This window comes from Klebsiella sp. RCJ4 (assembly GCF_009025755.1).
Classification (GTDB): Bacteria; Pseudomonadota; Gammaproteobacteria; order Enterobacterales; family Enterobacteriaceae; genus Klebsiella; species Klebsiella michiganensis.
This window is the reverse complement of record NZ_WCIN01000014.1, coordinates 1-23,418: the sequence shown is the minus strand read 5'-3', so window position 1 is coordinate 23,418 and position 23,418 is coordinate 1. Positions and strand designations below refer to the sequence as shown.

Sequence of the window (23,418 nt, the reverse complement as noted above, 5' to 3'; positions counted from 1 at the left end):
TGTCAGCCTGTTACGCGTCATCCTTTTGCCCGCCTCTTTATCCCGACATCAGCAAGCAAAACGGATGATTACATCATTACTACATCAAACTGCTCTTGATTATAGAGCGGTTCAATTTGCACTTTGACCTGCTTACCGACAAAGATCTCGACTTCTGCCAGCGCGTGCGACTCTTCCCCTTTCAGCGTTTCCGCTACCGCAGGAGAAGCATAGACCAGGAACCGGTCGGAATCGTAGGCATGATGCACGCGCACGATCTCGCGCATGATTTCATAGCACACCGTTTCCACCGTTTTCACCGTACCGCGACCGTGGCAGGTAGGGCACTCATTACACAGCACATGCTCCACGCTTTCGCGAGTACGCTTGCGGGTCATCTCTACCAGCCCAAGCTGGGAGAAGCCGTTGATGCTGGTTTTAACCCGGTCTTTGCTCAGCGCCTGCTCAAGAGAGTGCAGCACCCGACGGCGGTGATCTTCATTATTCATATCAATGAAATCGATGATGATAATCCCACCGAGATTGCGCAGCCGCAGCTGGCGGGCAATCGCCTGGGTCGCCTCAATATTGGTATTAAAGATAGTATCGTCAAGATTACGGTGACCAACGAATGCCCCGGTGTTGATATCAACGGTGGTCATGGCTTCCGTTTGGTCAATGATCAGATAACCACCTGATTTCAGCTCAACTTTGCGTTCCAGAGCGCGCTGGATTTCATTTTCCACGTCAAAGAGATCGAAAATCGGCTGACGGCCGCTGTAGTGCTCCAGCTTGCTGGTCATCTCCGGAATATATTCGGCGGTAAACTCCAGCAGCGATTCGTAAGTCAGACGAGAGTCAACGCGAATCCGGTCAAGATGCGCATCGGCGAAATCACGCAGCACGCGCTGCGCCAGCGCCAGTTCGCCGTACATTTGATATCGGGTCTGCTGGCGCTTTTTGCGTTCCATCACTTTCGTCCAGACGCGCTTGAGATAGGCGGCATCAGCAGCCATCTCCTGCTCATGAACGCCTTCCGCCGCGGTACGGATAATGAATCCGCCCTGCTCGTCACAGTATTCAGAGACCACTTTTTTCAGGCGTTCACGTTCCGCTTCGCTTTCAATACGCTGAGAGACGCCGACGTGCGAAGCGCCGGGCATAAAGACCAGATAGCGAGAGGGAATGGTGATATCGGTGGTCAGGCGGGCGCCTTTGGTACCGAGGGGGTCTTTCACCACCTGCACCATTAAATCCTGCCCCTGGCGCACCAGCTCGGAGATATCGCGTACGGCGAACTGTTTTTGCTCTTCGCCCGCCACGCACTCGGTGTGCGGCATAATATCGGAAGCGTGCAGAAACGCGGCCTTATCCAGGCCAATATCTACAAAAGCCGCCTGCATTCCCGGCAGCACCCGACTGACACGACCCTTGTAGATATTGCCTACTATTCCGCGTCGCGCTTCACGCTCAATATGAATTTCCTGAAGAATACCGCCATCAATGTAAGCGACGCGCGTTTCTGATGGCGTTACGTTAACTAATAATTCAGCAGTCATCTTTATCCCTTTTCTTCACGCAGTGAGTTAAAGTTACTTAGCAACTCATACGTTTCCACCAGCGGTAAGCCAACGACGGCGTGATAGCTGCCATTTATCTTCCTGACGAAACAGCCACCCAACCCCTGAATACCGTATGCACCTGCTTTATCTAAAGGTTCGCCGCTGGCGACATAATCGGCGATATCCTGCCCTGAGAGCACGCGGAAAGTGACCTCCGTGACCACCAGGCAATCCAGCGTCTGCCGCTTATCAGCCAGCGCCACGGCGGTCATCACCTGATGAGTCTTTCCGGAAAGCATGCGTAGCATCTCGGCGGCGTGCCCGCCATCGCGCGGTTTTTCCAGCACTTCACCGTTAAGGATGACAATGGTATCCGCGCCTAAAACCGGGAGATCGCGCGGTGCCAGCGCGACGCCAGCCTGGGCCTTTTCGCGCGCCAGCCGGACCACATACTGCTGGGCGCTCTCCTGCGGGCGGCGCTGTTCCTCAATACCGGGAACCACGCGCTCAAAAGCGAGGCCAAGCTGTGTCAGCAGTTCCTGCCGACGCGGAGAACCTGAAGCAAGATACAGAGTCGTCATATCAACCTTATTGCACCGCAAACTGCTGGCGCACTTTACGCATCAGCAGAAAAATCCATGGCCAGAGCACACCGTTTACTACACTACTCCAGAACACTTCCGGACGGAAAGAGACGTTGATCACTAAAAACTCTGCCCAGAAAACAATGATATCCACGGAGAGGGATAACATGACTACCACCAGCGCCTGTTGCCAAAGCGCCAGGTTACGGAACAGTTGATACTTTAGCGCAACCAGATAAGCCACAATACTTAATGATAGTGCGCGAACGCCAAGCGTCGACCCGCTGATGAGATCGAGGATCGCGCCCATCACAAAGCCTGTGCCAACGTTAACCCGGTGGGGTAGCGCGAGGATCCAGTACAACAGGATAAGCAATACCCAGTTTGGCCGGTAGACGCTAATGTCCGCCGGCCAGGGCATAATCTGCAGCAATAGTGCGATAAGAAACGAGAGCCAGATAACCCAGCGTCCCTGGCTACGGTAACTTGCCACTATTGCCCTCCTGCTGGCAGAGGCTGCTGTGGCATACCGGTTGCCGGCGCGGGCATCTGCGGCCCCATCGCATCCGGTGCAGGCAGAACCTGCGGCATCATCTGCATCAGGCGTTCATTCGCTACGCGATGAACCTCTTCCGGCGTCATCGGATTCGCGCCGTTGCGATCGGCGCCCCACAGCAGCAGCAGATAACGCAAGCGCTGCAGACCGGCAGTCGGACGCGCCTGAATCACCGTATACGCACGCTGCGTATCCAGCTTAACGGACGAAACCACCCCGACCGGATACCCTTCAGGGAAGCGGCCGCCGAGACCCGAAGTGACCAGCACGTCGCCGACGCGAATATCGGTATTGGCCGGCAGATGTTCCAGCTGTAAATCGTCAGTACAACCGTTGCCTGCGGCAATAACGCGAATATCGTTACGCAGTACCTGAATCGGTAACGCATGCGTGGCATCGCAAATCAGCAGCACGCGGCTGGTCAGCTTCGCGACCGCGACCACCTGACCCACAACGCCTTTATCGCTGATAACCGGCTGGCCTTCATAGACGCCGTTAACGCTGCCTTTATCGATAACCACCTGATCGCTATAGGGGTCGTTAACCGTTGAGATGACCTGGGTCACCATTTTTTGCTCGTCCTGGCGCAGCGGAGAGCCCAGCAGCTCGCGCAGACGCGCGTTCTCCTGTTTGTACTGACCCAGCATCAGTAAGTCGCTGTTCTTGAGCAGCAACTCCTGACGCAGCGCGCGATTTTCCAGTTCGAGCTGATCGCGGGTGGCCAGCGTTTGCGAAACGCTATCCAGCAGTTCCCGGGGACCATTAGAGACAAAGTAGAAAGGGCTGACGGCTGTATCCATGTACGTTCGAATTTGGCTGAACGTACCCAGGCGGCTGTCGGCGATTATCACGCCAAGCGCCACCAAAACCGCCAGAATAAGGCGAATCTGTAGCGACGGGCCACGGCTAAAAATTGGCTTCATAGGCTATGCGTATTCTCGTGTCAGTTAAGATCGGGGCAGCCGTAGGCCAGCTACCCGGATCTCAGGCTGACTACTCTTCGCTGAACAAGTCGCCGCCGTGCATATCGATCATTTCCAGTGCCTTACCGCCGCCACGAGCGACGCAGGTCAGTGGATCTTCTGCAACTACGACAGGGATTCCTGTCTCTTCCATTAACAGACGGTCAAGGTTGCGTAGCAGAGCACCGCCGCCGGTCAGAACCATCCCGCGTTCGGAGATATCGGAAGCCAGCTCCGGTGGGCACTGTTCCAGCGCGACCATCACCGCGCTGACGATACCGGTCAACGGTTCCTGCAGCGCTTCGAGGATTTCATTGGAGTTCAGAGTAAAGCCGCGCGGAACGCCTTCAGCAAGGTTACGCCCGCGAACTTCGATTTCGCGGACTTCATCACCCGGATAAGCGGAGCCGATTTCATGCTTAATGCGTTCTGCGGTCGCTTCGCCGATCAGGGAGCCATAGTTACGACGGACATAATTAATGACGGCTTCGTCAAAACGGTCGCCGCCAATACGGACAGAAGAGGAGTAAACCACGCCGTTAAGGGAGATGACCGCCACTTCAGTAGTACCGCCGCCGATGTCCACAACCATTGAACCGGTTGCTTCGGAGACCGGCAGGCCTGCGCCGATCGCAGCCGCCATCGGCTCTTCAATCAGGAAGACTTCACGGGCGCCAGCGCCCTGTGCGGACTCACGAATCGCGCGACGTTCAACCTGAGTCGCACCAACCGGCACGCAGACCAGCACGCGCGGGCTCGGACGCATAAAGCTATTGCTGTGCACCTGTTTAATAAAGTGCTGGAGCATTTTTTCGGTAACGAAGAAGTCGGCGATAACGCCGTCTTTCATTGGGCGAATAGCTGCAATGTTGCCCGGTGTACGCCCAAGCATCTGCTTCGCTTCATGACCCACAGCGGCGACGCTTTTCGGCGATCCGGCACGATCCTGACGAATGGCCACAACGGAAGGCTCATTCAATACGATGCCTTGTCCTTTTACATAAATCAGGGTATTCGCGGTACCCAGGTCAATGGACAGGTCATTGGAAAACATGCCACGAAATTTTTTTAACATACTAAGGGATAATCCTGAAAGCTGGGGCGGAAAACAAAATCCGCTTACTTTACCAACCACGCGCAGCAGCGACAAGGCGCAAAAATCATCTGCTGCGGTGAAAATTAGTGCAGTTCGTTACCTTTGTTACAAATTTGACTGAGTCCGTCCAACGCAGAAATCTTCAGCAGCGCTCCGCGCTTGAATCTGCAACCTGTCAAAGGTCATTCACTGGCATTTACATTGCGACAATCCGGCAGGTAGACAAGCACACCCCCATCACTATGGCGCGCATTATTCTACGTGAAATCACGCTAAACGGCAGATCAAACAGAGTATCTTTGCGAATATTTTTTCACATTTGTGTCAAGTTGCTGTGAGGCGGCAAAAAATTCCCCCTGACCACCGGTAACACCGCATTGAGACAGCACCTGCCACTCGCTTCGGCTGAGCACGCCGGTTGCGAAAACCTGAACCGGCATTCCTTTACAGGCTTCTACCAGGCTCTGCACCAGCAGCTGATTTTCACTGCGTTTTTCTATATTGCGCGATAACCCCGAATGCAGCTTAATTACTTCAACATCGAGCTGCTTGATCCAGCTGGTTCCAACCAGCGTCAAACCGGCCTGAACCACGGCAATTCGAATACCTAAAGCGTTAACCAACCGCATAACCGGCTGCAGGCGGCCGATATATTGACAAACGTCCGCCTCTGCAAGTTCAAAAATAATACGTCGACGGTGCGATTTTTCGCATTGCATCAAAGTATCGCGCAGCCAGCGCTGGAATCGAGGGCGGATCAAGGACTCGACCGTCACCTGCAGCGCGAGGTTTTCTTCCGGCCAAAAGCCTAAAAACGGCAGCAATCGCGTAATTTGCAAACGGTCATACTCCTCCGCCAGGCCAAACTGCAGCACCATCGGCATATATTCGGCCGCAATCACCTCTTCCTTACCATCATAAAGACGGCACATTAGCTCACGATGATGTACGCGACCATCACGAGTGACGGCGGGTTTCTGGTAAAGTCGCGGGCCGCCGCGGCTAAGCATTTGCTCGATAAGCGTACGCCAGCGCACGTTGCCACGCCCTTTCTCCGGCAGAGAATCGTCATAGACGGCCCAGCTGTTGCTGCCCTGCAGCACCGCATTACGCGTGGCCGCTTCCGCATGCTCCATTACCTGGGCCGCCGTTTGTCCGCTGCGGAAAGCGCAGATCCCGATATGCATCATATCGTCACGATCGAGAATTCGCGTCGGCGGCAGGGCATCCATGGCTTTCAGGAGTAACCCGGCAATGCTGTCCGCCTCTTTCAACGTGCGATGCGGAAGCAGAACGGCAAAATCGCTGCGGTGGTAGCGAGCCAGCAGTGCGCCAGGGTAGCGCATAATAAAAGTGGAAAGCATGTTGATCAGCGTAAAGTAGTGCTCTTCGGTCGCTGCGCGTCCCCAGTTATCGCGCAGCAGGTCGAAATCCGGCAGGCGGATCATCATTACGATGCCGTATGACCCCACTTTCTCCTGATCTTCAAGCAGCGTCGACAGCTGATTATCAAAAAATAATCGGTTACTCAGCCCGGTTTTTGAATCCTGCGCGACATAGGAACGGATCAGGGTATCCATGCGGCTTCGCTGATCGCTGGCGAACTGAAGTTCGGATAGCAGCATATCCAGCGCGCTACTGGTATTCGCCGGCCACTCGTGTACCGACCCTCGCACCTGCGGTCCGCGTTCGCCATTAAGAATACGCGCAGTGCGGAGTTCCAGTAGCTCCTGGCCCGCCAGCTGGCGACGGATCCAGCGCACGGAAAAAAAGATAATCAGCACCATAAAACCAATGGCGATGGAGAGCGGCGCGGTGATGTGCAGTGAACGGAAGTAATTGGCCATCGGATCCAGGTACACCAGATGGATTGCCATACCGGGCTGCTTGAGCGACGGTACCGTGATATCGCGAAACTGATTGCTGCTACCTAAAGGACGATAGTTATCGGTGCGGGAATGGCTATAGACCGATTTGCCATTCAGCTGAAAGTCAACGCGCGCCGCGTCGATCGGCGTCATCAGCTCATCCATCTGCGGTTCAATCTGGTCAAAAGACATAGAGACCAGACGGTTATCCAGCATGGTCGCCACCGCCTGAACGCGGTTGGTCATTTTTAGCTGAATGCCGTTGTAAAAACTCAGCGAAGCGCCAATCAGCGTGACAAAGATCGTCAGGCTGGTGAGTAACGTGACAAACGCTGAGAATTTCGTCGTTAATCGCATCCCTGTGTTAACTCCGCGTGTGAATGACTACCCGATAAACGTCCGGGCTCCTGTGCTGGCGCCTAAACTAAAGTAAGCACTAACTTTCTAAAGAGCGACGCATACTATCAAAGCTGGCGCATCTGGCAATTTATTGCGTTACATCGGTGTAATAATGCCGTTAGCGAGTATAGTCTGCAGAAAAAATTTTCCAATCATCCAACCTATTCCAATCATCCAACCTATGAGGACCGGCGCATGCAGGCTTTAATCTTAGAACAGCAGGATGGCAAAACTCTCTCTTCGGTGCAAACCATTGACGCCAGCCAGCTGCCGCAGGGGGATGTGACAGTGGATATCCACTGGTCCAGCCTTAACTATAAAGATGCGCTGGCCATCACTGGTAAAGGAAAAATTATCCGCAACTTTCCGATGATTCCTGGCATCGATTTTGCCGGTTTTGTCCACAGCAGCGAGGATCCGCGTTTCCACGCCGGCCAGCAAGTCCTGCTGACCGGATGGGGCGTGGGGGAAAACCACTGGGGCGGACTGGCGGAGCGCGCTCGCGTTAAAGGCGACTGGCTGGTGGCGATGCCGCAAGGCCTGGATGGTCGTAAAGCCATGGTCATTGGGACCGCTGGTTTCACCGCGATGCTGTGCGTGATGGCGCTGGAAGACGCCGGGGTTCGTCCGGAAGATGGCGAAGTCGTGGTCACCGGGGCCAGCGGCGGCGTCGGCAGCACCGCGGTCGCTTTGCTGCATCATCTCGGGTACAAGGTGGCGGCGGTTTCCGGGCGCGAAAGCACCCATGAATATCTTAAAAGCCTCGGCGCGCAGCGCATTCTTAGCCGCGATGAGTTCGCCGAAACCCGCCCGCTGGAAAAACAGCTGTGGGCCGGTGCCGTTGATACCGTTGGCGATAAGGTGCTGGCAAAAGTGCTGGCGCAGATGAACTACGGCGGCTGCGTGGCGGCCTGCGGTCTGGCAGGCGGCTTTGCCCTGCCCACGACCGTGATGCCGTTTATTCTGCGTAACGTGCGCCTGCAGGGCGTTGATTCGGTAATGACGCCAGCCGCGCGCCGGGCCGAGGCCTGGCAGCGTCTGGTGCGCGATCTGCCGGAATCCTTCTATGCGCAAAGCGCGACGGAAATCTCCCTCGCCGAAGCCCCTGAATTTGCCGATAAGATCATGACCAATAAGATTCAGGGGCGCACGCTGGTTAAAATCGCCTAATCTGCAATTTTTCGTGACATATTCGCAATAACGCTCCGCCTCCGTCATGCTAAGAAAAACGCACGACGGAGGATGCCATGAAATCCAAAAAACTGACGGAAGCCGACGTAACGGCAGAATCCGTTTTTATGCTGCAGCGTCGCCAGATCCTGAAAATGTTGGGAATTAGCGCCACCGCCCTTTCCCTCTCACCCTCCGCGCAAGCTGACCTGCTGGATTGGTTTAAAGGCAACGACCGCCCGCCGGCGCCGGCAGGTAAAGCGCTGACGTTCGATAAACCGGCGCAATGGCAAAACACTCTCACGCTCACGCCGGAAGATAAGGTATCAGGCTACAACAACTTTTATGAGTTCGGCCTGGATAAAGCCGATCCGGCGGCCAATGCCGGAAGCCTGCGCACTGACCCCTGGACGCTGACGATTGGCGGCGAAGTGGCAAAACCCCTTACGCTCGATCATGACGACCTGACCAGCCGATTTCCGCTGGAAGAGCGAATTTACCGGATGCGCTGCGTCGAAGCCTGGTCGATGGTGATTCCCTGGGTCGGCTTCCCGCTGCATAAATTGTTATCGCTGGTCGAGCCCACCAGCAATGCGCGCTACGTCGCGTTTAAAACGCTTTATGCGCCTGAGCAGATGCCGGGCCAAAAAGACCGTTTTATCGGCGGCGGGCTGGCGTATCCCTATGTCGAAGGGCTGCGGCTCGACGAGGCCATGCATCCTCTGACGCTGCTCAGCGTAGGCGTGTATGGCAAAGCGCTGCCTCCGCAAAACGGTGCGCCGGTCCGACTCACCGTGCCCTGGAAGTACGGTTTCAAAGGGATTAAGTCTATCGTCAGTATCGAACTGACGCGTGAACGTCCCCCCACGACCTGGAACCTCGCCGGACCTGAGGAGTATGGCTTCTACGCCAACGTCAATCCGCATGTCGATCACCCCCGCTGGTCGCAGGCAACTGAACGCTTTATCGGCGCAGGCGGCGTACTCGACGTCAAACGCCAGCCAACACTGCTCTTTAACGGCTATGCTGACGAAGTAGCATCGCTCTACCGGGGCCTGAATTTGCGGGAGAATTACTAGTGCGCCTGACTGTAAAGCAGATTACCTGGCTGAAAGTGCTTCTCCATCTGGCCGGATTTTTGCCTTTTGTCTGGCTCTTCTGGGCCGGACATCAGGGGTATTTCAGCGCCGACCCGGCAAAGGATATCCAGCACTTTACCGGTAGGATGGCTCTTAAATTCCTGCTGGCTACCTTGCTTGTTTCGCCGCTGGCGCGCTACGCTAAACAGCCGTTATTGATACGCACCCGGCGCTTACTTGGTTTATGGTGCTTTGCCTGGGCTACGCTGCATTTGACCAGCTATACGCTGCTCGAACTTGGGATTAACAATCTGGCGCTATTGGGTACAGAAGTCCTCACCCGCCCTTATCTGACGCTGGGGTTAATCAGCTGGCTGATTCTGCTGGCGCTGGCGGCGACGTCAACGCAAGTGATGCAGCGAAGATTGGGTCGTCGCTGGCAAACATTGCATAACTTCGTCTATGTTGTCGCGATCCTCGCCCCCATTCACTACCTATGGTCGGTGAAGATTTTATCCCCCCAACCGCTAATTTATGCGCTGCTGGCGATCCTGCTTTTAGCATGGCGATACAAGAAGTTCCGCCAGTGGTGGCGCTAATTCCGGATATGTGCAGTTTCCCGCAGTTCTTTTATCAACCGCCACTCTTTACACGATAGCGGTTGATAATCTTCCCTGATAAGACCAGTATTTAGCTGCCAAATGCTACGAAATCGTTATAATGTGCGACTTTGGTTTTCCTGACGGGCTTTTTGAGTCCCGAAAAGGTGACAATCGCGCATCGAAGGTATATTTTGTTTTTTACCCGAGAATGGCAGAAGATAGCCGCATATTGGCCGATAAGTTTCGCTTTTTGCTTTCGAGCATCGGAGGCTTAACCTGTCGGCTTCTGAAGAAGCGCGGCGTCTTGCAACAGCAGTAATTCATATGCTTTACAGACGGTGCTAACACGCCTGTCACAATCACACTAAACAAAGAGTACGGAACCCACTCATGGATATTCGTAAGATTAAAAAACTGATCGAGCTGGTTGAAGAATCAGGCATCTCCGAACTGGAAATTTCTGAAGGCGAAGAGTCTGTACGCATCAGCCGTGCCGCGCCAAACGCAGGTTTCCCGGTGATGCAACAGGCTTACGCCGCACCGATGATGCAGCAACAGCCAGCGCTGTCTAACGCAGTCGCCTCTGCGGCAACGCCAGCAATGGAAGCCCCTGCGGCAGCGGAAATCAGTGGCCACATCGTACGTTCCCCAATGGTTGGTACTTTCTACCGCACCCCGAGCCCGGACGCGAAAGCCTTCATCGAAATCGGTCAGAAAGTTAACGCGGGCGATACCCTGTGCATCGTTGAAGCCATGAAAATGATGAACCAGATCGAAGCCGATAAATCCGGCGTGGTGAAAGCCATTCTGGTCGAAAGTGGTCAACCGGTAGAATTTGACGAGCCACTGGTCGTCATCGAATAACGAGGCGAACATGCTGGATAAAATTGTTATCGCCAACCGCGGCGAGATTGCATTGCGTATCCTGCGTGCCTGTAAAGAACTGGGCATCAAGACCGTTGCTGTGCACTCAACGGCGGATCGCGATTTAAAACACGTATTGTTAGCGGATGAGACGGTCTGTATTGGCCCGGCTCCGTCCGTAAAAAGCTACCTCAATATCCCGGCGATTATCAGCGCTGCTGAAATCACCGGCGCGGTGGCTATTCACCCGGGTTACGGATTTTTGTCCGAAAACGCAAACTTCGCTGAGCAGGTTGAGCGTTCCGGCTTTATCTTTATCGGTCCGAAAGCTGACACAATCCGCCTGATGGGCGACAAAGTGTCTGCAATCACCGCGATGAAGAAAGCGGGCGTTCCGACCGTACCAGGCTCTGATGGCCCGCTGGGCGAAGATATGGACGTTAACCGCGCCCATGCAAAACGCATTGGCTACCCGGTGATTATCAAAGCCTCCGGCGGCGGCGGCGGTCGCGGTATGCGCGTTGTGCGCAGCGATGCTGAGCTGGCGCAATCCATCTCCATGACCAAAGCGGAAGCCAAAGCCGCGTTTAACAACGACATGGTGTATATGGAGAAATACCTGGAGAATCCTCGTCACATCGAGATCCAGGTACTGGCTGACGGTCAGGGTAACGCTATCTATCTGGCTGAGCGCGACTGCTCCATGCAGCGTCGTCACCAGAAAGTGGTCGAAGAGGCGCCAGCACCGGGCATTACGCCGGAACTGCGTCGCTATATCGGCGAGCGTTGTTCCAAAGCGTGCGTCGATATCGGCTATCGCGGCGCGGGTACTTTTGAGTTCCTGTTCGAAAACGGCGAGTTCTATTTCATCGAAATGAACACCCGTATTCAGGTTGAACACCCGGTAACCGAAATGATCACCGGCGTCGACCTGATTAAAGAGCAGCTGCGCATCGCAGCCGGCCAGCCGCTGTCCATCAAGCAGGAAGAAGTTGTGGTTAAAGGCCATGCGGTGGAATGCCGTATCAATGCCGAAGACCCGAACACCTTCCTGCCGAGCCCGGGTAAAATTACCCGCTTCCACGCGCCGGGCGGTTTTGGCGTGCGCTGGGAGTCTCATATCTACGCGGGCTACACCGTGCCTCCGTACTATGACTCAATGATCGGTAAGCTGATCTGCTATGGCGAAAACCGTGATGTCGCGATTGCCCGCATGAAAAATGCGCTGCAGGAGCTGATTATCGATGGCATCAAAACCAACGTTGATCTGCAGATTCGCATCATGAACGACGAACATTTCCAGAATGGTGGCACCAATATCCACTATCTGGAGAAAAAACTCGGATTGCAGGAGAAGTAATTCTCCCATCGCTGCAAAAGGCCGGATAATCCGGCCTTTTTTCTTTTTCTCTCCTCTCCTCTTTTCCATGCGGTACAATCCCCGCTTTCTTTATCCTCAAGGGACAAAAAATGGACAAACGCTTTGTTCAGGCCCATAAAGAGGCGCGCTGGGCGCTGTGGCTAACCCTTCTCTATCTTGCGGCCTGGCTGGCTGCCGCCTATCTGCCGGGCGTCGGTATTGGCCTAACCGGCCTGCCGCACTGGTTCGAAATGGCCTGCCTGCTGGTACCGCTGGTGTTTATTCTGCTGTGCTGGGCGATGGTAAAAGTTATCTATCGCGATATTCCTCTGGAGGATGACGATGCAGCTTGAAGTCATACTGCCGCTTATCGCCTACCTGCTGGTGGTGTTTGCTCTCTCCATCTATGCAATGCGTAAGCGCACAACGGGTTCCTTCCTGAACGAATATTTCCTCGGCAGCCGCTCGATGGGCGGCATTGTATTAGCCATGACGCTTACCGCTACCTATATCAGCGCCAGTTCGTTTATAGGCGGCCCCGGCGCGGCCTATAAATATGGCCTCGGCTGGGTGCTGCTGGCGATGATCCAACTGCCGGCGATCTGGCTTTCTCTGGGGATTTTGGGTAAGAAATTCGCCATTCTGGCGCGCCGCTATAATGCCGTAACCCTGAACGATATGCTCTTTGCCCGCTACCAAAGCCGTCTGCTGGTCTGGCTCGCGAGCCTGAGCCTTCTGGTGGCGTTTGTCGGGGCAATGACGGTGCAGTTCATCGGCGGGGCGCGGTTGCTGGAAACCGCGGCGGGTATTCCCTACGAAACCGGTCTGCTGATTTTTGGCGTGAGTATCGCGCTCTATACCGCGTTCGGCGGTTTTCGTGCCAGCGTCCTCAACGACACGCTCCAGGGAATGGTGATGCTGGTCGGCACTATCGTCCTGCTGGTTGGCGTCGTTCATGCGGCGGGCGGGCTACATAATGCGGTAGAAACCCTGCAAACCATCGATCCTAAGCTGGTTTCCCCGCAGGGGGCTGATGACATTCTTTCCCCCACCTTTATGACCTCCTTCTGGGTGCTGGTCTGCTTCGGGGTAATTGGCCTCCCGCACACCGCCGTTCGCTGTATCTCCTATAAAGACAGCAAAGCGGTGCACCGGGGAATTATCATTGGCACCATCGTGGTGGCGATCCTGATGTTTGGGATGCATCTTGCGGGTGCGTTAGGCCGGGCGGTGATCCCGGATCTAACGGTGCCGGATCTGGTCATCCCGACGCTCATGGTGAAAGTATTGCCGCCCTTTGCCGCCGGCATCTTCCTCGCCGCGCCGATGGCCGCCATTATGTCGACGATCAACGCCCAGCTGCTGCAAAGTTCCGCTACGATCATTAAAGATCTGTATCTGAATCTGCGCCCCGCGCAGATAACAAATGAAGCCCGGTTGAAGCGGATGTCGGCAACGATCACCTTGCTGCTGGGCGCTTTACTGCTGCTGGCAGCCTGGCGTCCGCCTGAGATGATTATCTGGCTCAACCTGCTGGCGTTCGGCGGCCTGGAGGCCGTGTTCTTATGGCCGCTGGTGCTGGGCCTGTACTGGGAACGCGCGAACGCGAAAGGGGCGTTGAGCGCGATGATCGTCGGCGGCGTACTCTATGCCATACTCGCCACTTTTAATCTGCAGTACCTGGGCTTCCATCCGATAGTGCCCGCGTTGCTGTTAAGCTTATTGGCTTTCCTGGTCGGAAACCGGTTCGGTACCTCCGCCCCGCAAGCCGCCGTATTGACTACTGATAAATAAAGAGTTTTGCCATGCCATGGATCCAACTGAAACTGAACACTACCGGCGCGAACGCGGAAGAGCTGAGCGATGCGTTAATGGAAGCGGGTTCCGTTTCCATTACTTTCCAGGATACGCACGACACGCCGGTATTCGAACCTCTGCCGGGCGAAACCCGTCTGTGGGGCGATACTGACGTTATCGGCCTGTTTGACGCCGAGACCGATATGAAAGAAGTGATTGCGATGCTGGAGCAGAATCCGCTGCTGGGCGCCGGTTTCGTGCATAAAATCGAACAACTGGAAGACAAGGACTGGGAGCGCGAATGGATGGATAACTTCCACCCTATGTGCTTCGGTAAACGCCTGTGGATCTGCCCGAGCTGGCGCGATGTGCCGGATGAAAACGCCGTTAACGTGATGCTCGACCCGGGCCTGGCGTTTGGTACCGGTACGCATCCCACCACGGCGATGTGCCTGCAGTGGCTGGATGGCCTCGATCTCGCGGGCAAAACGATTATCGATTTTGGCTGTGGCTCAGGCATTCTGGCCATTGCGGCATTAAAGCTGGGCGCCGCGAAAGCTATCGGTATTGATATCGACCCGCAGGCCATTCAGGCCAGCCGCGATAATGCCGAGCGTAACGGGGTTTCTGAACGCCTGGAACTGTATCTGCCTAAAGATCAGCCAGAGGCGATGAAAGCCGATGTGGTGGTCGCAAACATTCTGGCCGGCCCATTACGCGAACTGGCTCCGCTTATCAGCGTGCTGCCGGTTACAGGCGGTCTGCTGGGGCTTTCCGGCATCCTTGCCAGCCAGGCGGAAAGCGTTTGTGAAGCGTACGCCGATCTCTTTAACCTCGATCCCGTCGTGGAGAAAGAGGAGTGGTGCCGGATCACCGGTTATAAAAAGTAATCTCCCTGTGGCCTCATCGCAGGCCACCGCTTTTCGCGCTTTCTGCACAAAATCATTCGCTCAATGAGAATAAGATGATGCGGTAACGTATTGTAGTTACCAATAAAATCATAAATTTATTCATTGGACGAATGATATGAAAACAACTTTAGGCAAGGCGGCATTACTGGCGTTAAGCATGATGCCCGTGACGGTTTTCGCTTCCCACTGGAGCTATGAAGGCGAAGGTTCGCCGGAACACTGGGGGGCGCTCAACGAGGAGTACAAAACCTGTCAAAATGGTATGAATCAATCCCCTATCAACATCGATACCACGTTTAAGACACACCTTTCACCGCTGGATACGCACTACATCGATGGCCCCATTACGCTCATCAACAATGGTCACACTATCCAGGCGGGGTTAAAGACCACAACAGCGGATACCGTTACGATTGACGGTACGCCATTTACCCTTCAGCAGTTCCATTTTCATGCCCCGAGCGAAAACACCGTTCACGGTAAGCACTATGCGATGGAGATGCATCTGGTACATAAAAGCGCTCAAGGCGCCGTTGCCGTCGTGGCGGTGATGTTCGACCAGGGCGCGGAAAATAGCGAACTGAACAAACTGTGGGCCACCATGCCCGAGAAAGCCGATCAGACGGCTAAAATCGTCACCCAAATGGATCTCAACGCCCTTCTTCCCGCAGACAAGACATACTGGCGTTTCAGCGGCTCCCTGACCACGCCGCCTTGCTCCGAGGGGGTAACCTGGATTGTGCTTAAACATCCCCTGACACTTTCATCAGCGCAGCTGGCAAAATTTAGCCACGCTATGCATCACGATAACAATCGTCCGGTACAGCCGCTGAATGGTCGCGTGGTCATAGAATAAACATCAGCTGTGCTTCACGATCATGTTCTGAAATGAGAGCCAACTCACATAAAGCCAAGGTAATTTGCTGATTTCTTCAGCAGATTATCTTGCCCGTTCCCTGCGTCGGGAAGAAAAAATGAGAAGTTAGACAAAATTATATGTGTAGATAAATTCATCACATGTTTTTAATGCAATGATTTATATAGCTAATTATTCATGCACACTGACCTGCAAGGCGATTCTTTGATCCACCGCAGAGGATTGCTCAAAGTTTGGCCTTTCATCTCGTGCAAAAAATGCGTAATATACGCCGCCTTGCAGTCACAGTATGGTCATTTCTTAACTCATGCGCATCGGACACTACCAGCTCAGGAATCGACTCATCGCAGCGCCTATGGCTGGCATTACTGACAGACCATTCCGCACGTTGTGTTACGAGATGGGAGCAGGATTGACCGTATCCGAGATGATGTCCTCCAACCCGCAGGTTTGGGAGAGCGACAAGTCACGCTTACGGATGGTGCACGTTGATGAGCCCGGTATTCGTACCGTGCAAATCGCCGGTAGCGTACCGGAAGAGATGGCTGCAGCCGCCCGTATTAACGTGGAAAGCGGCGCCCAAATTATTGATATCAATATGGGGTGCCCGGCTAAAAAAGTGAATCGAAAGCTTGCAGGTTCAGCCCTCTTGCAGTACCCCGAGCAGGTGAAGTCTATCCTGACGGCGGTCGTCAAAGCAGTGGACGTTCCCGTAACTCTCAAGATTCGCACCGGTTGGGAACCGGAACACCGTAACTGTGTAGAAATTGCCCAACTGGCTGAAGAATGTGGCATTCAGGCTCTGACTATTCACGGACGCACGCGCGCCTGTTTGTTTAACGGAGATGCTGAGTACGACAGTATTCGGGCAGTTAAGCAGAAAGTTTCCATTCCGGTTATCGCGAATGGTGACATTACTGACCCGCTTAAAGCCAGAGCTGTGCTCGACTATACGGGGGCAGATGCCCTTATGATAGGCCGTGCAGCTCAGGGAAGACCCTGGATCTTTCGGGAAATCCAGCACTATCTGGACACTGGAGAGCTGCTGCCGCCGCTGCCGTTGGCAGAGGTTAAGCGCTTGCTTTGTGCACACGTTCGGGAACTGCATGGCTTTTATGGCCAGGCAAAAGGGTACCGAATCGCACGCAAACACGTATCCTGGTATCTGCAGGAACACGCTCCAGATGACCAGTTTCGGCGCACATTCAACGCCATAGAAGATTCCAGCGAACAGCTGGAGGCGTTGGAGGCATACTTCGAAAATTTTGCGTAATAGAAATAAAGAGCTGACAGAACTATGTTCGAACAACGCGTAAATTCTGACGTACTGACCGTTTCTACCGTTAACTCTCAGGATCAGGTGACTCAAAAGCCCCTGCGTGACTCGGTTAAACAGGCACTGAAGAACTATTTTGCTCAACTGAACGGTCAGGATGTTAATGACCTGTATGAGCTGGTACTGGCTGAAGTAGAACAGCCCCTGTTGGACATGGTGATGCAATACACCCGCGGTAACCAGACCCGTGCTGCCCTGATGATGGGCATCAACCGTGGTACTCTGCGTAAAAAATTGAAAAAATACGGCATGAACTGATACTAATCAGTTAAATGTTTGATATAAAAGGCGCTCTTCGGCATGGGGAAGCGCCTTTTTTATTACATGAATTTTAATGGCTGGCTATCGTCTGCCGCCCGTTAGCCCCGCAAAGGATCGACATAATATTATCAACCAGGGCGGGTGCCTGGCGGTACAGATCGAATTGCCCGGGCTCCACCAGCCAGTTTTTAATAATACCGGTAAATGCGCTGTGTAATACAATTAATGAAATTTCAACATTGGTTTCCGCTGGCAATAATCCGTTACGAATACAGAGCTGCAAAATGCTGCGAATAATCGGATAGCTAAAACCAATTCTCTTGCGAATCTCAGCTTCCGGCATCATGTCGCTGGAAAACTCACACTTCTGATACAGAATTTGCATTAAGGCACGTTGACGGGGATTATTAGCGATATATTGTAAGCCAATAATAAATTTCTCTCGTAGCGTGCTGAGCGGATCCTGATCGTCTTTAAGGTTAAATTCATGCTGAAGCAGGTCGCGTAGCGGCAGCTGCTGTTGCCACATTTCATTAAATAGCTCAGCTTTGCTTGCAAAGTGCCAGTACACCGCTCCGCGCGTCACGCCAGCAGCATCAGCGATATCGGCTAAGGTCGTGCTGGTCACGCCACGTAAGGCAAACTGCTGAATGGCAGACTCAATCAGAAGCTGCCGCGTCTTTAACGCATCTTCTTTCGTTCTTCTGGGCATACGGTGCTCCACTCAACGCCAGATTGAGAGTGTGGGGAAATCGCTGGATACCTATAAACCTAACATCTGACAATCAATATTGTTTAGCAAAAATACAGATGAGTTAAATCTCAAACGCTCTCCAATAAATACACCGCAAGAATAATTAAGATAAATACATTCATATATTAAATATCAATGTAAGCAAATTTTAATTTAAGTTCATTCTAAAAACATTATTCCTGATATTTTGTTTTTACGTGCCTTGCTGATGGCTAAAAAATAACTATGTCTTACATCCATCGTTTTTTATTTGTAGGATAACAAACCGCATTTTAATTCATTATTTCTTGCACAGATTCGTGGCCATGCCTGGCTCATAATCTATAAGGAACAGCAATGACACCTCATGTCAGGGTTACACTTTTATCCAGCCTTATCATCCCGGCCATCCTGCTCAGCGGTTGCGATAATTCAGGCGATCGGCAACCGCATGCGCAGATACCTCAGGTCTCCGTTTATGTCGTACACAGCGCGCCGCTGTCCGTCACCACGGAGCTACCTGGCCGCACATCTGCCTACCGCGTCGCGGAAGTCCGCCCGCAGGTCAGCGGGATTATCCTGCAACGTAACTTTGTCGAAGGTAGCGATGTCACCGCTGGACAGTCTCTTTATCAAATCGATCCGGCGACCTATCAGGCGGCTTACAACAGTACAAAAGGTGATGAAGCAAAAGCAGAAGCCGCGGCGGCTATCGCCCACTTAACGGTCAAACGCTACGCGCCTCTTCTCGGCACAAAATATATCAGCCAGCAAGAATACGATCAGGCGGTGGCGACCGCGCGCCAGGCCGATGCCGACGTTATCGCCGCAAAAGCAGCCGTGGAAAGCGCGCGTATTAACCTGGCGTACACAAAAGTGACGTCGCCAATCAGCGGCCGCATCGGCAAATCCAGCGTGACCGAAGGTGCCCTGGTGACAAATGGTCAGGCTGATGCGATGGCGACGGTACAGCAGCTCGATCCCATTTATGTGGATGTCACTGAATCCAGTAATGATTTCATGCGCCTGAAACAGGAAAGCCTGCAGCACGGCAGTGACACCAAAAGCGTGCAGTTGATTATGGAAAACGGAAAACCTTATGCGCTTCAGGGCACGCTGCAGTTCTCTGACGTCACGGTAGATGAGAGCACCGGCTCTATTACGCTTCGCGCCATCTTCCCCAACCCACAGCACGCTCTGCTGCCAGGGATGTTTGTTCGCGCCCGCATTGATGAGGGCGTTTCACCGAATGCCATTCTCGTTCCTCAGCAGGGAGTCACCCGGACGCCGCGCGGCGATGCCAGCGTGATGCTCGTTAATGACAAAAACCAGGTGGAAACGCGAGCCGTCACCGCCTCACAGGCGATTGGCGATAAGTGGTTAATCACGAGCGGTCTGAAAGCCGGTGAAAAGGTTATCGTCAGCGGTCTGCAGAAAGTACGTCCCGGCGTCACCGTGAAGGCCGAAGAGGATACCGCGACGTCCGTCGCGCAATAAGGTACGAATCCCTATGTCTAAGTTTTTTATCCATCGACCGGTCTTCGCCTGGGTGCTGGCGATCATCATGATGATTGCCGGTGGCCTCGCAATTATGCAGCTACCGATTGCACAATACCCGACTATCGCGCCGCCAGCGGTGGCCATCTCCGCAACCTATCCAGGTGCGGACGCACAAACCGTTCAGGATACGGTGACTCAGGTTATCGAACAGAACATGAACGGTATCGATAATCTGATGTACATGTCCTCAACCAGCGATTCCGCAGGCGGCGTTACCATCACCCTGACCTTTAAATCAGGTACGGATCCGGATATTGCGCAAGTTCAGGTGCAGAATAAACTGCAGCTGGCGACGCCGCTTCTTCCTCAGGAAGTACAGCAGCAGGGGATTAGCGTCGAGAAATCAAGCAGTAGTTTCCTGATGGTTGCCGGATTCATCTCCGATAACACGAGCACTACTCAGGATGATATATCCGACTACGTTGCATCGAACGTCAAAGATACCATCAGCCGCCTTAACGGCGTCGGCGATGTACAGCTCTTCGGCGCGCAGTATGCCATGCGCGTCTGGCTGGACGGTAACCTCCTGAATAAGTACAACCTCACGCCTGTCGACGTCATTAACCAACTGCAGGTACAGAACGATCAGATTGCAGCAGGCCAGCTTGGCGGTACGCCGGCCCTTAAAGGCCAGCAGCTAAATGCATCCATTATTGCTCAGACGCGACTGAAGGATCCGGCAGAGTTTGGCAAAGTGACTCTGCGCGTGAACGCGGATGGCTCAGTGGTGCACCTGAAAGATGTGGCCCGTATTGAGCTGGGAGGTGAAAACTACAACGTTGTCGCAAAAATCAATGGAAAACCGGCTTCAGGACTGGGAATTAAGCTCGCTACCGGCGCCAATGCCCTCGATACCGCCGCCGCGATTAAAGCGAAGCTTGCCGAACTGCAGCCGTACTTCCCGCAGGGGATGAAGGTCGTCTATCCCTACGACACTACGCCGTTTGTGAAAATCTCTATTCATGAGGTTGTGAAGACGCTGTTTGAAGCGATTATCCTCGTCTTCCTGGTGATGTATCTGTTCTTACAGAATATCCGGGCCACGCTGATCCCCACCATTGCGGTTCCGGTCGTCCTGCTCGGGACCTTTGCCGTACTGGCAATGTTCGGTTACTCCATCAATACGCTAACGATGTTTGGTATGGTGCTGGCAATAGGCCTTCTGGTCGACGATGCTATCGTGGTGGTGGAAAACGTCGAACGCGTCATGGTAGAAGAGAAGCTTCCGCCCAAAGAAGCGACGGAAAAATCAATGTCGCAAATTCAGGGGGCGCTGGTCGGCATTGCCATGGTGCTATCGGCAGTGTTTGTCCCGATGGCCTTCTTTGGCGGCTCTACGGGGGCGATCTATCGGCAATTTTCTATCACCATCGTCTCCGCCATGGCGCTGTCCGTACTGGTCGCGCTGATCCTGACCCCCGCGCTTTGTGCCACATTACTGAAACCCGCATCAGCCGATCATCATGAGAAAAAAGGATTTTTTGGCTGGTTTAATGCGAAATTCGATCGTAGCGTGAACCACTACACTAACAGCGTCAGCGGGATTCTGCGCTGTACCGGACGCTACCTGATCATCTATTTGCTGATCGTTGTGGGTATGGCCGTCCTGTTTATGCGCCTGCCCACCTCCTTCTTGCCGGATGAGGATCAGGGGGTATTTATGACCATGATCCAGCTTCCTTCAGGCGCAACGCAGGAACGCACGCAAAAGGTTCTTGATACGGTTACCGATTACTATCTGCATAAAGAGAAGGCGAATGTTGAAAGCGTCTTTACCGTTAACGGCTTTAGCTTTAGCGGTCAGGGTCAAAACTCCGGTATGGCGTTTGTCAGCCTGAAGCCATGGGAAGAACGCAGTGGCGCAGAGAATGGCGTTGAGGCAATCATCAAACGTGCGACCGTTGCCTTCAGTCAGATTAAAGATGCTATGGTCTTTCCTTTCAATCTGCCGGCAATTATCGAACTGGGTACGGCGACCGGTTTTGACTTTGAGCTTATCGATCAGGGTAACCTTGGCCATAGCGCGTTAACCCTGGCCCGTAATCAACTTCTGGGTATGGTGAGAGAGCATCCTGACCAGTTGGTACGCGTTCGCCCCAACGGGCTCGAAGACACGCCGCAATTCAAGCTGGATGTTGATCAGGAGAAAGCTCAGGCTCTGGGTATTTCACTATCCGATATCAATGAAACCATTTCCGCGGCGCTAGGGGGTTACTACGTCAACGACTTTATTGACCATGGACGAGTGAAAAAAGTCTACGTTCAGGCCGATGCAAAATTCCGTATGCTGCCGAGCGATATCAATAATATGTACGTCCGCAGCGCGAATGGCGAAATGGTTCCGTTCTCCGCCTTTGTCACCTCACGCTGGGTTTATGGTTCACCGCGCCTGGAGCGCTATAATGGCTTACCCTCTATGGAAGTTTTGGGTGAAGCTGCTCCGGGGAAAAGTACCGGCGATGCGATGATTTTAATGGAGCAGTTAGCCAGCAAGCTTCCTGCCGGTATTGGTTACGACTGGACAGGAATGTCCTATCAAGAACGTTTATCCGGTAACCAGGCGCCCGCGCTCTATGCCATTTCACTTATTGTTGTCTTTCTGTGTCTTGCGGCGCTTTATGAAAGTTGGTCTATTCCCTTCTCCGTCATGCTCGTCGTTCCATTAGGGGTAGTTGGTGCATTACTGGCAGCATCGTTACGCGGGCTTAATAATGACGTTTATTTCCAGGTGGGCTTATTAACAACTATCGGCCTCTCTGCGAAAAACGCGATTCTTATCGTGGAGTTTGCGAAAGACCTGATGGATAAAGAAGGCAAAGGAATTATCGAAGCCACACTTGAAGCATCGCGTATGCGTTTACGCCCTATCCTGATGACTTCGCTGGCCTTTATCCTCGGGGTTCTGCCTCTGGTTATTAGCCATGGAGCCGGCAGCGGCGCCCAAAACGCGGTCGGTACCGGCGTTATGGGAGGAATGCTGACGGCAACATTACTGGCGATCTTCTTTGTTCCTGTCTTCTTCGTCGTGGTAAGACGCCGCTTTACGAAACACGCAGAGTAAATATGTTTTTCTAAAGGCACCTTTCAGGTGCCTTTTTTTCGTCTGCGTTTCGATAACTATCCTGATGATATTAAATATATTTATTTCTGCGGTACCCAATACACATTATTTCCCCATAGTTCTCTGGTTTTCTTCATGATATTTACGTTACTCATAAATTGAGATTATTTACTCTAGCGGCACCCCATATTGCTGATGATAAAATAAACCGTTCCGCGCAGGTATGGGTTCTCCAATACAGCGAAGCGGATTATTTAGAGGTAATATCATGAATAAAGTTATTATAGTGGCATTGCTGGCAACGCTACTCGCCGGCTGTGCACATGACTCTCCGTGTGTACCGGTCTATGATTCTGAAGGCAGATTAGTGCACACCAATACCTGTATGAAAGGAACGACCCAGGATAACTGGGAAACCGCCGGCGCGATTGCCGGGGGCGCAGCTGCCGTCGCTGGCCTGACGCTCGGCATCGTGGCGTTGACTCGTTAATTCCTTTCTTTTCTCTGCCATGACAGGTGCCGGAGCGAGCTCCGGCACTGCTTTTCCCCGAAGGTAAGCTCCACAATGCTTAAACTGCAATACCGGCAGCTGAAGCTCGGGAAACGATCCTTTAGATAAGATCAAATGGGCAAATTGTCATTGCCAGGTCTGGTATAAATGGATATTTTCTCAGCCGCATAAACGCAAAAAGCCCATCCGTCAGGATGGGCTTTTCACTTATTTGATGCCTGGCAATGCCCTACTCTCACATGGGGAGACCCCACACTACCATCGGCGCTACGGCGTTTCACTTCTGAGTT

At 53.3% G+C, this 23,418-nt stretch carries 21 protein-coding genes; 14 read left to right on the top strand and 7 right to left on the bottom strand.

Annotation, left to right across the window (positions count from 1 at the left end):
• Nucleotides 1-68: 68 nt before the first annotated feature.
• The 6 genes from rng to csrD form a co-directional block, all read right to left on the bottom strand.
• Nucleotides 69-1,538, bottom strand: coding sequence for a ribonuclease G (gene rng, locus F8562_RS05165; RefSeq protein WP_004125826.1), 1,470 nt, complete (start codon nt 1,536-1,538; stop codon nt 69-71).
• Nucleotides 1,539-1,540: 2 nt separating this feature from the next.
• Nucleotides 1,541-2,122 (bottom strand): Maf family protein, encoded by a 582-nt coding sequence (locus F8562_RS05160; protein ID WP_014839653.1) that lies wholly within the window; start codon nt 2,120-2,122, stop codon nt 1,541-1,543.
• Between the two features lie 7 nt (nt 2,123-2,129).
• Nucleotides 2,130-2,618: a rod shape-determining protein MreD gene (gene mreD, locus F8562_RS05155; RefSeq protein WP_004125830.1), complete on the bottom strand. Its 489-nt coding sequence runs from the start codon at nt 2,616-2,618 to the stop codon at nt 2,130-2,132.
• Nucleotides 2,618-3,604, bottom strand: a complete 987-nt coding sequence (mreC, locus tag F8562_RS05150; RefSeq protein WP_004106252.1) for a rod shape-determining protein MreC — start codon at nt 3,602-3,604, stop codon at nt 2,618-2,620. Before mreC ends, mreD begins: the two co-directional genes overlap by 1 nt.
• 70 nt (nt 3,605-3,674) lie before the next feature.
• Nucleotides 3,675-4,718, bottom strand: a complete 1,044-nt coding sequence (mreB, locus tag F8562_RS05145; RefSeq protein ID WP_002918653.1) for a rod shape-determining protein MreB — start codon at nt 4,716-4,718, stop codon at nt 3,675-3,677.
• Nucleotides 4,719-5,023: 305 nt separating this feature from the next.
• Entirely contained in the window at nt 5,024-6,964 is a 1,941-nt protein-coding gene (csrD, locus tag F8562_RS05140) for an RNase E specificity factor CsrD (RefSeq protein WP_014839654.1), read from the bottom strand.
• 237 nt (nt 6,965-7,201) lie between these two features.
• Here csrD and F8562_RS05135 point away from each other — a divergent pair, with 237 nt between their 5' ends.
• The 11 genes from F8562_RS05135 (at nt 7,202) to fis (ending at nt 17,260) form a co-directional block, all read left to right on the top strand.
• Nucleotides 7,202-8,176 (top strand): MDR family oxidoreductase, encoded by a 975-nt coding sequence (locus tag F8562_RS05135; protein WP_014227017.1) that lies wholly within the window; start codon nt 7,202-7,204, stop codon nt 8,174-8,176.
• Nucleotides 8,177-8,253: 77 nt separating this feature from the next.
• Nucleotides 8,254-9,255, top strand: a complete 1,002-nt coding sequence (gene msrP, locus F8562_RS05130; protein WP_014227018.1) for a protein-methionine-sulfoxide reductase catalytic subunit MsrP — start codon at nt 8,254-8,256, stop codon at nt 9,253-9,255.
• The gene (gene msrQ, locus F8562_RS05125) at nt 9,255-9,854 is read left to right on the top strand and encodes a protein-methionine-sulfoxide reductase heme-binding subunit MsrQ (protein WP_014839655.1); all 600 of its coding nucleotides are present in this window, start codon (nt 9,255-9,257) and stop codon (nt 9,852-9,854) included. Before msrP ends, msrQ begins: the two co-directional genes overlap by 1 nt.
• A gap of 393 nt (nt 9,855-10,247) precedes the next feature.
• On the top strand, nt 10,248-10,721 hold the full coding sequence (accB, locus tag F8562_RS05120) for an acetyl-CoA carboxylase biotin carboxyl carrier protein (protein ID WP_004125844.1): 474 nt from the start codon (nt 10,248-10,250) through the stop codon (nt 10,719-10,721).
• 10 nt (nt 10,722-10,731) lie between these two features.
• Nucleotides 10,732-12,081: an acetyl-CoA carboxylase biotin carboxylase subunit gene (gene accC / locus F8562_RS05115; protein ID WP_004125846.1), complete on the top strand. Its 1,350-nt coding sequence runs from the start codon at nt 10,732-10,734 to the stop codon at nt 12,079-12,081.
• Nucleotides 12,082-12,191: 110 nt separating this feature from the next.
• Nucleotides 12,192-12,434 (top strand): YhdT family protein, encoded by a 243-nt coding sequence (locus F8562_RS05110; protein WP_004125848.1) that lies wholly within the window; start codon nt 12,192-12,194, stop codon nt 12,432-12,434.
• Complete coding sequence (gene panF, locus F8562_RS05105; RefSeq protein ID WP_014227020.1) at nt 12,424-13,875, top strand: sodium/pantothenate symporter; 1,452 nt, start codon at nt 12,424-12,426, stop codon at nt 13,873-13,875. Before F8562_RS05110 ends, panF begins: the two co-directional genes overlap by 11 nt.
• A gap of 11 nt (nt 13,876-13,886) precedes the next feature.
• Nucleotides 13,887-14,768 carry a 50S ribosomal protein L11 methyltransferase gene (gene prmA / locus F8562_RS05100; RefSeq protein ID WP_014227021.1) on the top strand — a complete coding sequence of 294 codons (882 nt, stop codon included), beginning with the start codon at nt 13,887-13,889 and terminating at the stop codon, nt 14,766-14,768.
• A gap of 136 nt (nt 14,769-14,904) precedes the next feature.
• Nucleotides 14,905-15,645 (top strand): carbonic anhydrase, encoded by a 741-nt coding sequence (locus F8562_RS05095; RefSeq protein WP_014227022.1) that lies wholly within the window; start codon nt 14,905-14,907, stop codon nt 15,643-15,645.
• Between the two features lie 328 nt (nt 15,646-15,973).
• Nucleotides 15,974-16,939: a tRNA dihydrouridine synthase DusB gene (gene dusB / locus F8562_RS05090; protein WP_014227023.1), complete on the top strand. Its 966-nt coding sequence runs from the start codon at nt 15,974-15,976 to the stop codon at nt 16,937-16,939.
• Between the two features lie 24 nt (nt 16,940-16,963).
• Complete coding sequence (gene fis / locus F8562_RS05085) at nt 16,964-17,260, top strand: DNA-binding transcriptional regulator Fis (RefSeq protein ID WP_000462905.1); 297 nt, start codon at nt 16,964-16,966, stop codon at nt 17,258-17,260.
• A gap of 73 nt (nt 17,261-17,333) precedes the next feature.
• Here the strand turns inward: fis and envR are convergent, their stop codons facing one another.
• Nucleotides 17,334-17,975 (bottom strand): acrEF/envCD operon transcriptional regulator, encoded by a 642-nt coding sequence (gene envR / locus F8562_RS05080; RefSeq protein WP_004854718.1) that lies wholly within the window; start codon nt 17,973-17,975, stop codon nt 17,334-17,336.
• A 378-nt stretch (nt 17,976-18,353) separates the two neighbouring features.
• Between envR and F8562_RS05075 the strand changes: the two genes are divergently transcribed.
• The 3 genes from F8562_RS05075 (at nt 18,354) to F8562_RS05065 (ending at nt 23,107) form a co-directional block, all read left to right on the top strand.
• Nucleotides 18,354-19,493, top strand: coding sequence for an efflux RND transporter periplasmic adaptor subunit (locus F8562_RS05075; protein WP_014839656.1), 1,140 nt, complete (start codon nt 18,354-18,356; stop codon nt 19,491-19,493).
• 13 nt (nt 19,494-19,506) lie between these two features.
• On the top strand, nt 19,507-22,617 hold the full coding sequence (locus F8562_RS05070) for an efflux RND transporter permease subunit (RefSeq protein ID WP_014227025.1): 3,111 nt from the start codon (nt 19,507-19,509) through the stop codon (nt 22,615-22,617).
• Between the two features lie 268 nt (nt 22,618-22,885).
• Nucleotides 22,886-23,107: a hypothetical protein gene (locus F8562_RS05065; protein ID WP_004854727.1), complete on the top strand. Its 222-nt coding sequence runs from the start codon at nt 22,886-22,888 to the stop codon at nt 23,105-23,107.
• Nucleotides 23,108-23,418 lie beyond the last annotated feature (311 nt).

Coding starts and splice junctions, on each gene's coding strand:
- F8562_RS05065 (WP_004854727.1), top strand. CDS start 22,886: ATGAATAAAGTTATTATAGTGGCATTGCTGGCAACGCTACTCGCCGGC.
- F8562_RS05095 (WP_014227022.1), top strand. CDS start 14,905: ATGAAAACAACTTTAGGCAAGGCGGCATTACTGGCGTTAAGCATGATG.
- mreB (WP_002918653.1), bottom strand. CDS start 4,718: ATGTTAAAAAAATTTCGTGGCATGTTTTCCAATGACCTGTCCATTGAC.
- accC (WP_004125846.1), top strand. CDS start 10,732: ATGCTGGATAAAATTGTTATCGCCAACCGCGGCGAGATTGCATTGCGT.
- fis (WP_000462905.1), top strand. CDS start 16,964: ATGTTCGAACAACGCGTAAATTCTGACGTACTGACCGTTTCTACCGTT.
- envR (WP_004854718.1), bottom strand. CDS start 17,975: ATGCCCAGAAGAACGAAAGAAGATGCGTTAAAGACGCGGCAGCTTCTG.
- F8562_RS05070 (WP_014227025.1), top strand. CDS start 19,507: ATGTCTAAGTTTTTTATCCATCGACCGGTCTTCGCCTGGGTGCTGGCG.
- dusB (WP_014227023.1), top strand. CDS start 15,974: ATGCGCATCGGACACTACCAGCTCAGGAATCGACTCATCGCAGCGCCT.
- F8562_RS05110 (WP_004125848.1), top strand. CDS start 12,192: ATGGACAAACGCTTTGTTCAGGCCCATAAAGAGGCGCGCTGGGCGCTG.
- msrP (WP_014227018.1), top strand. CDS start 8,254: ATGAAATCCAAAAAACTGACGGAAGCCGACGTAACGGCAGAATCCGTT.
- prmA (WP_014227021.1), top strand. CDS start 13,887: ATGCCATGGATCCAACTGAAACTGAACACTACCGGCGCGAACGCGGAA.
- F8562_RS05075 (WP_014839656.1), top strand. CDS start 18,354: ATGACACCTCATGTCAGGGTTACACTTTTATCCAGCCTTATCATCCCG.
- F8562_RS05160 (WP_014839653.1), bottom strand. CDS start 2,122: ATGACGACTCTGTATCTTGCTTCAGGTTCTCCGCGTCGGCAGGAACTG.
- mreC (WP_004106252.1), bottom strand. CDS start 3,604: ATGAAGCCAATTTTTAGCCGTGGCCCGTCGCTACAGATTCGCCTTATT.
- rng (WP_004125826.1), bottom strand. CDS start 1,538: ATGACTGCTGAATTATTAGTTAACGTAACGCCATCAGAAACGCGCGTC.
- panF (WP_014227020.1), top strand. CDS start 12,424: ATGCAGCTTGAAGTCATACTGCCGCTTATCGCCTACCTGCTGGTGGTG.
- F8562_RS05135 (WP_014227017.1), top strand. CDS start 7,202: ATGCAGGCTTTAATCTTAGAACAGCAGGATGGCAAAACTCTCTCTTCG.
- csrD (WP_014839654.1), bottom strand. CDS start 6,964: ATGCGATTAACGACGAAATTCTCAGCGTTTGTCACGTTACTCACCAGC.
- accB (WP_004125844.1), top strand. CDS start 10,248: ATGGATATTCGTAAGATTAAAAAACTGATCGAGCTGGTTGAAGAATCA.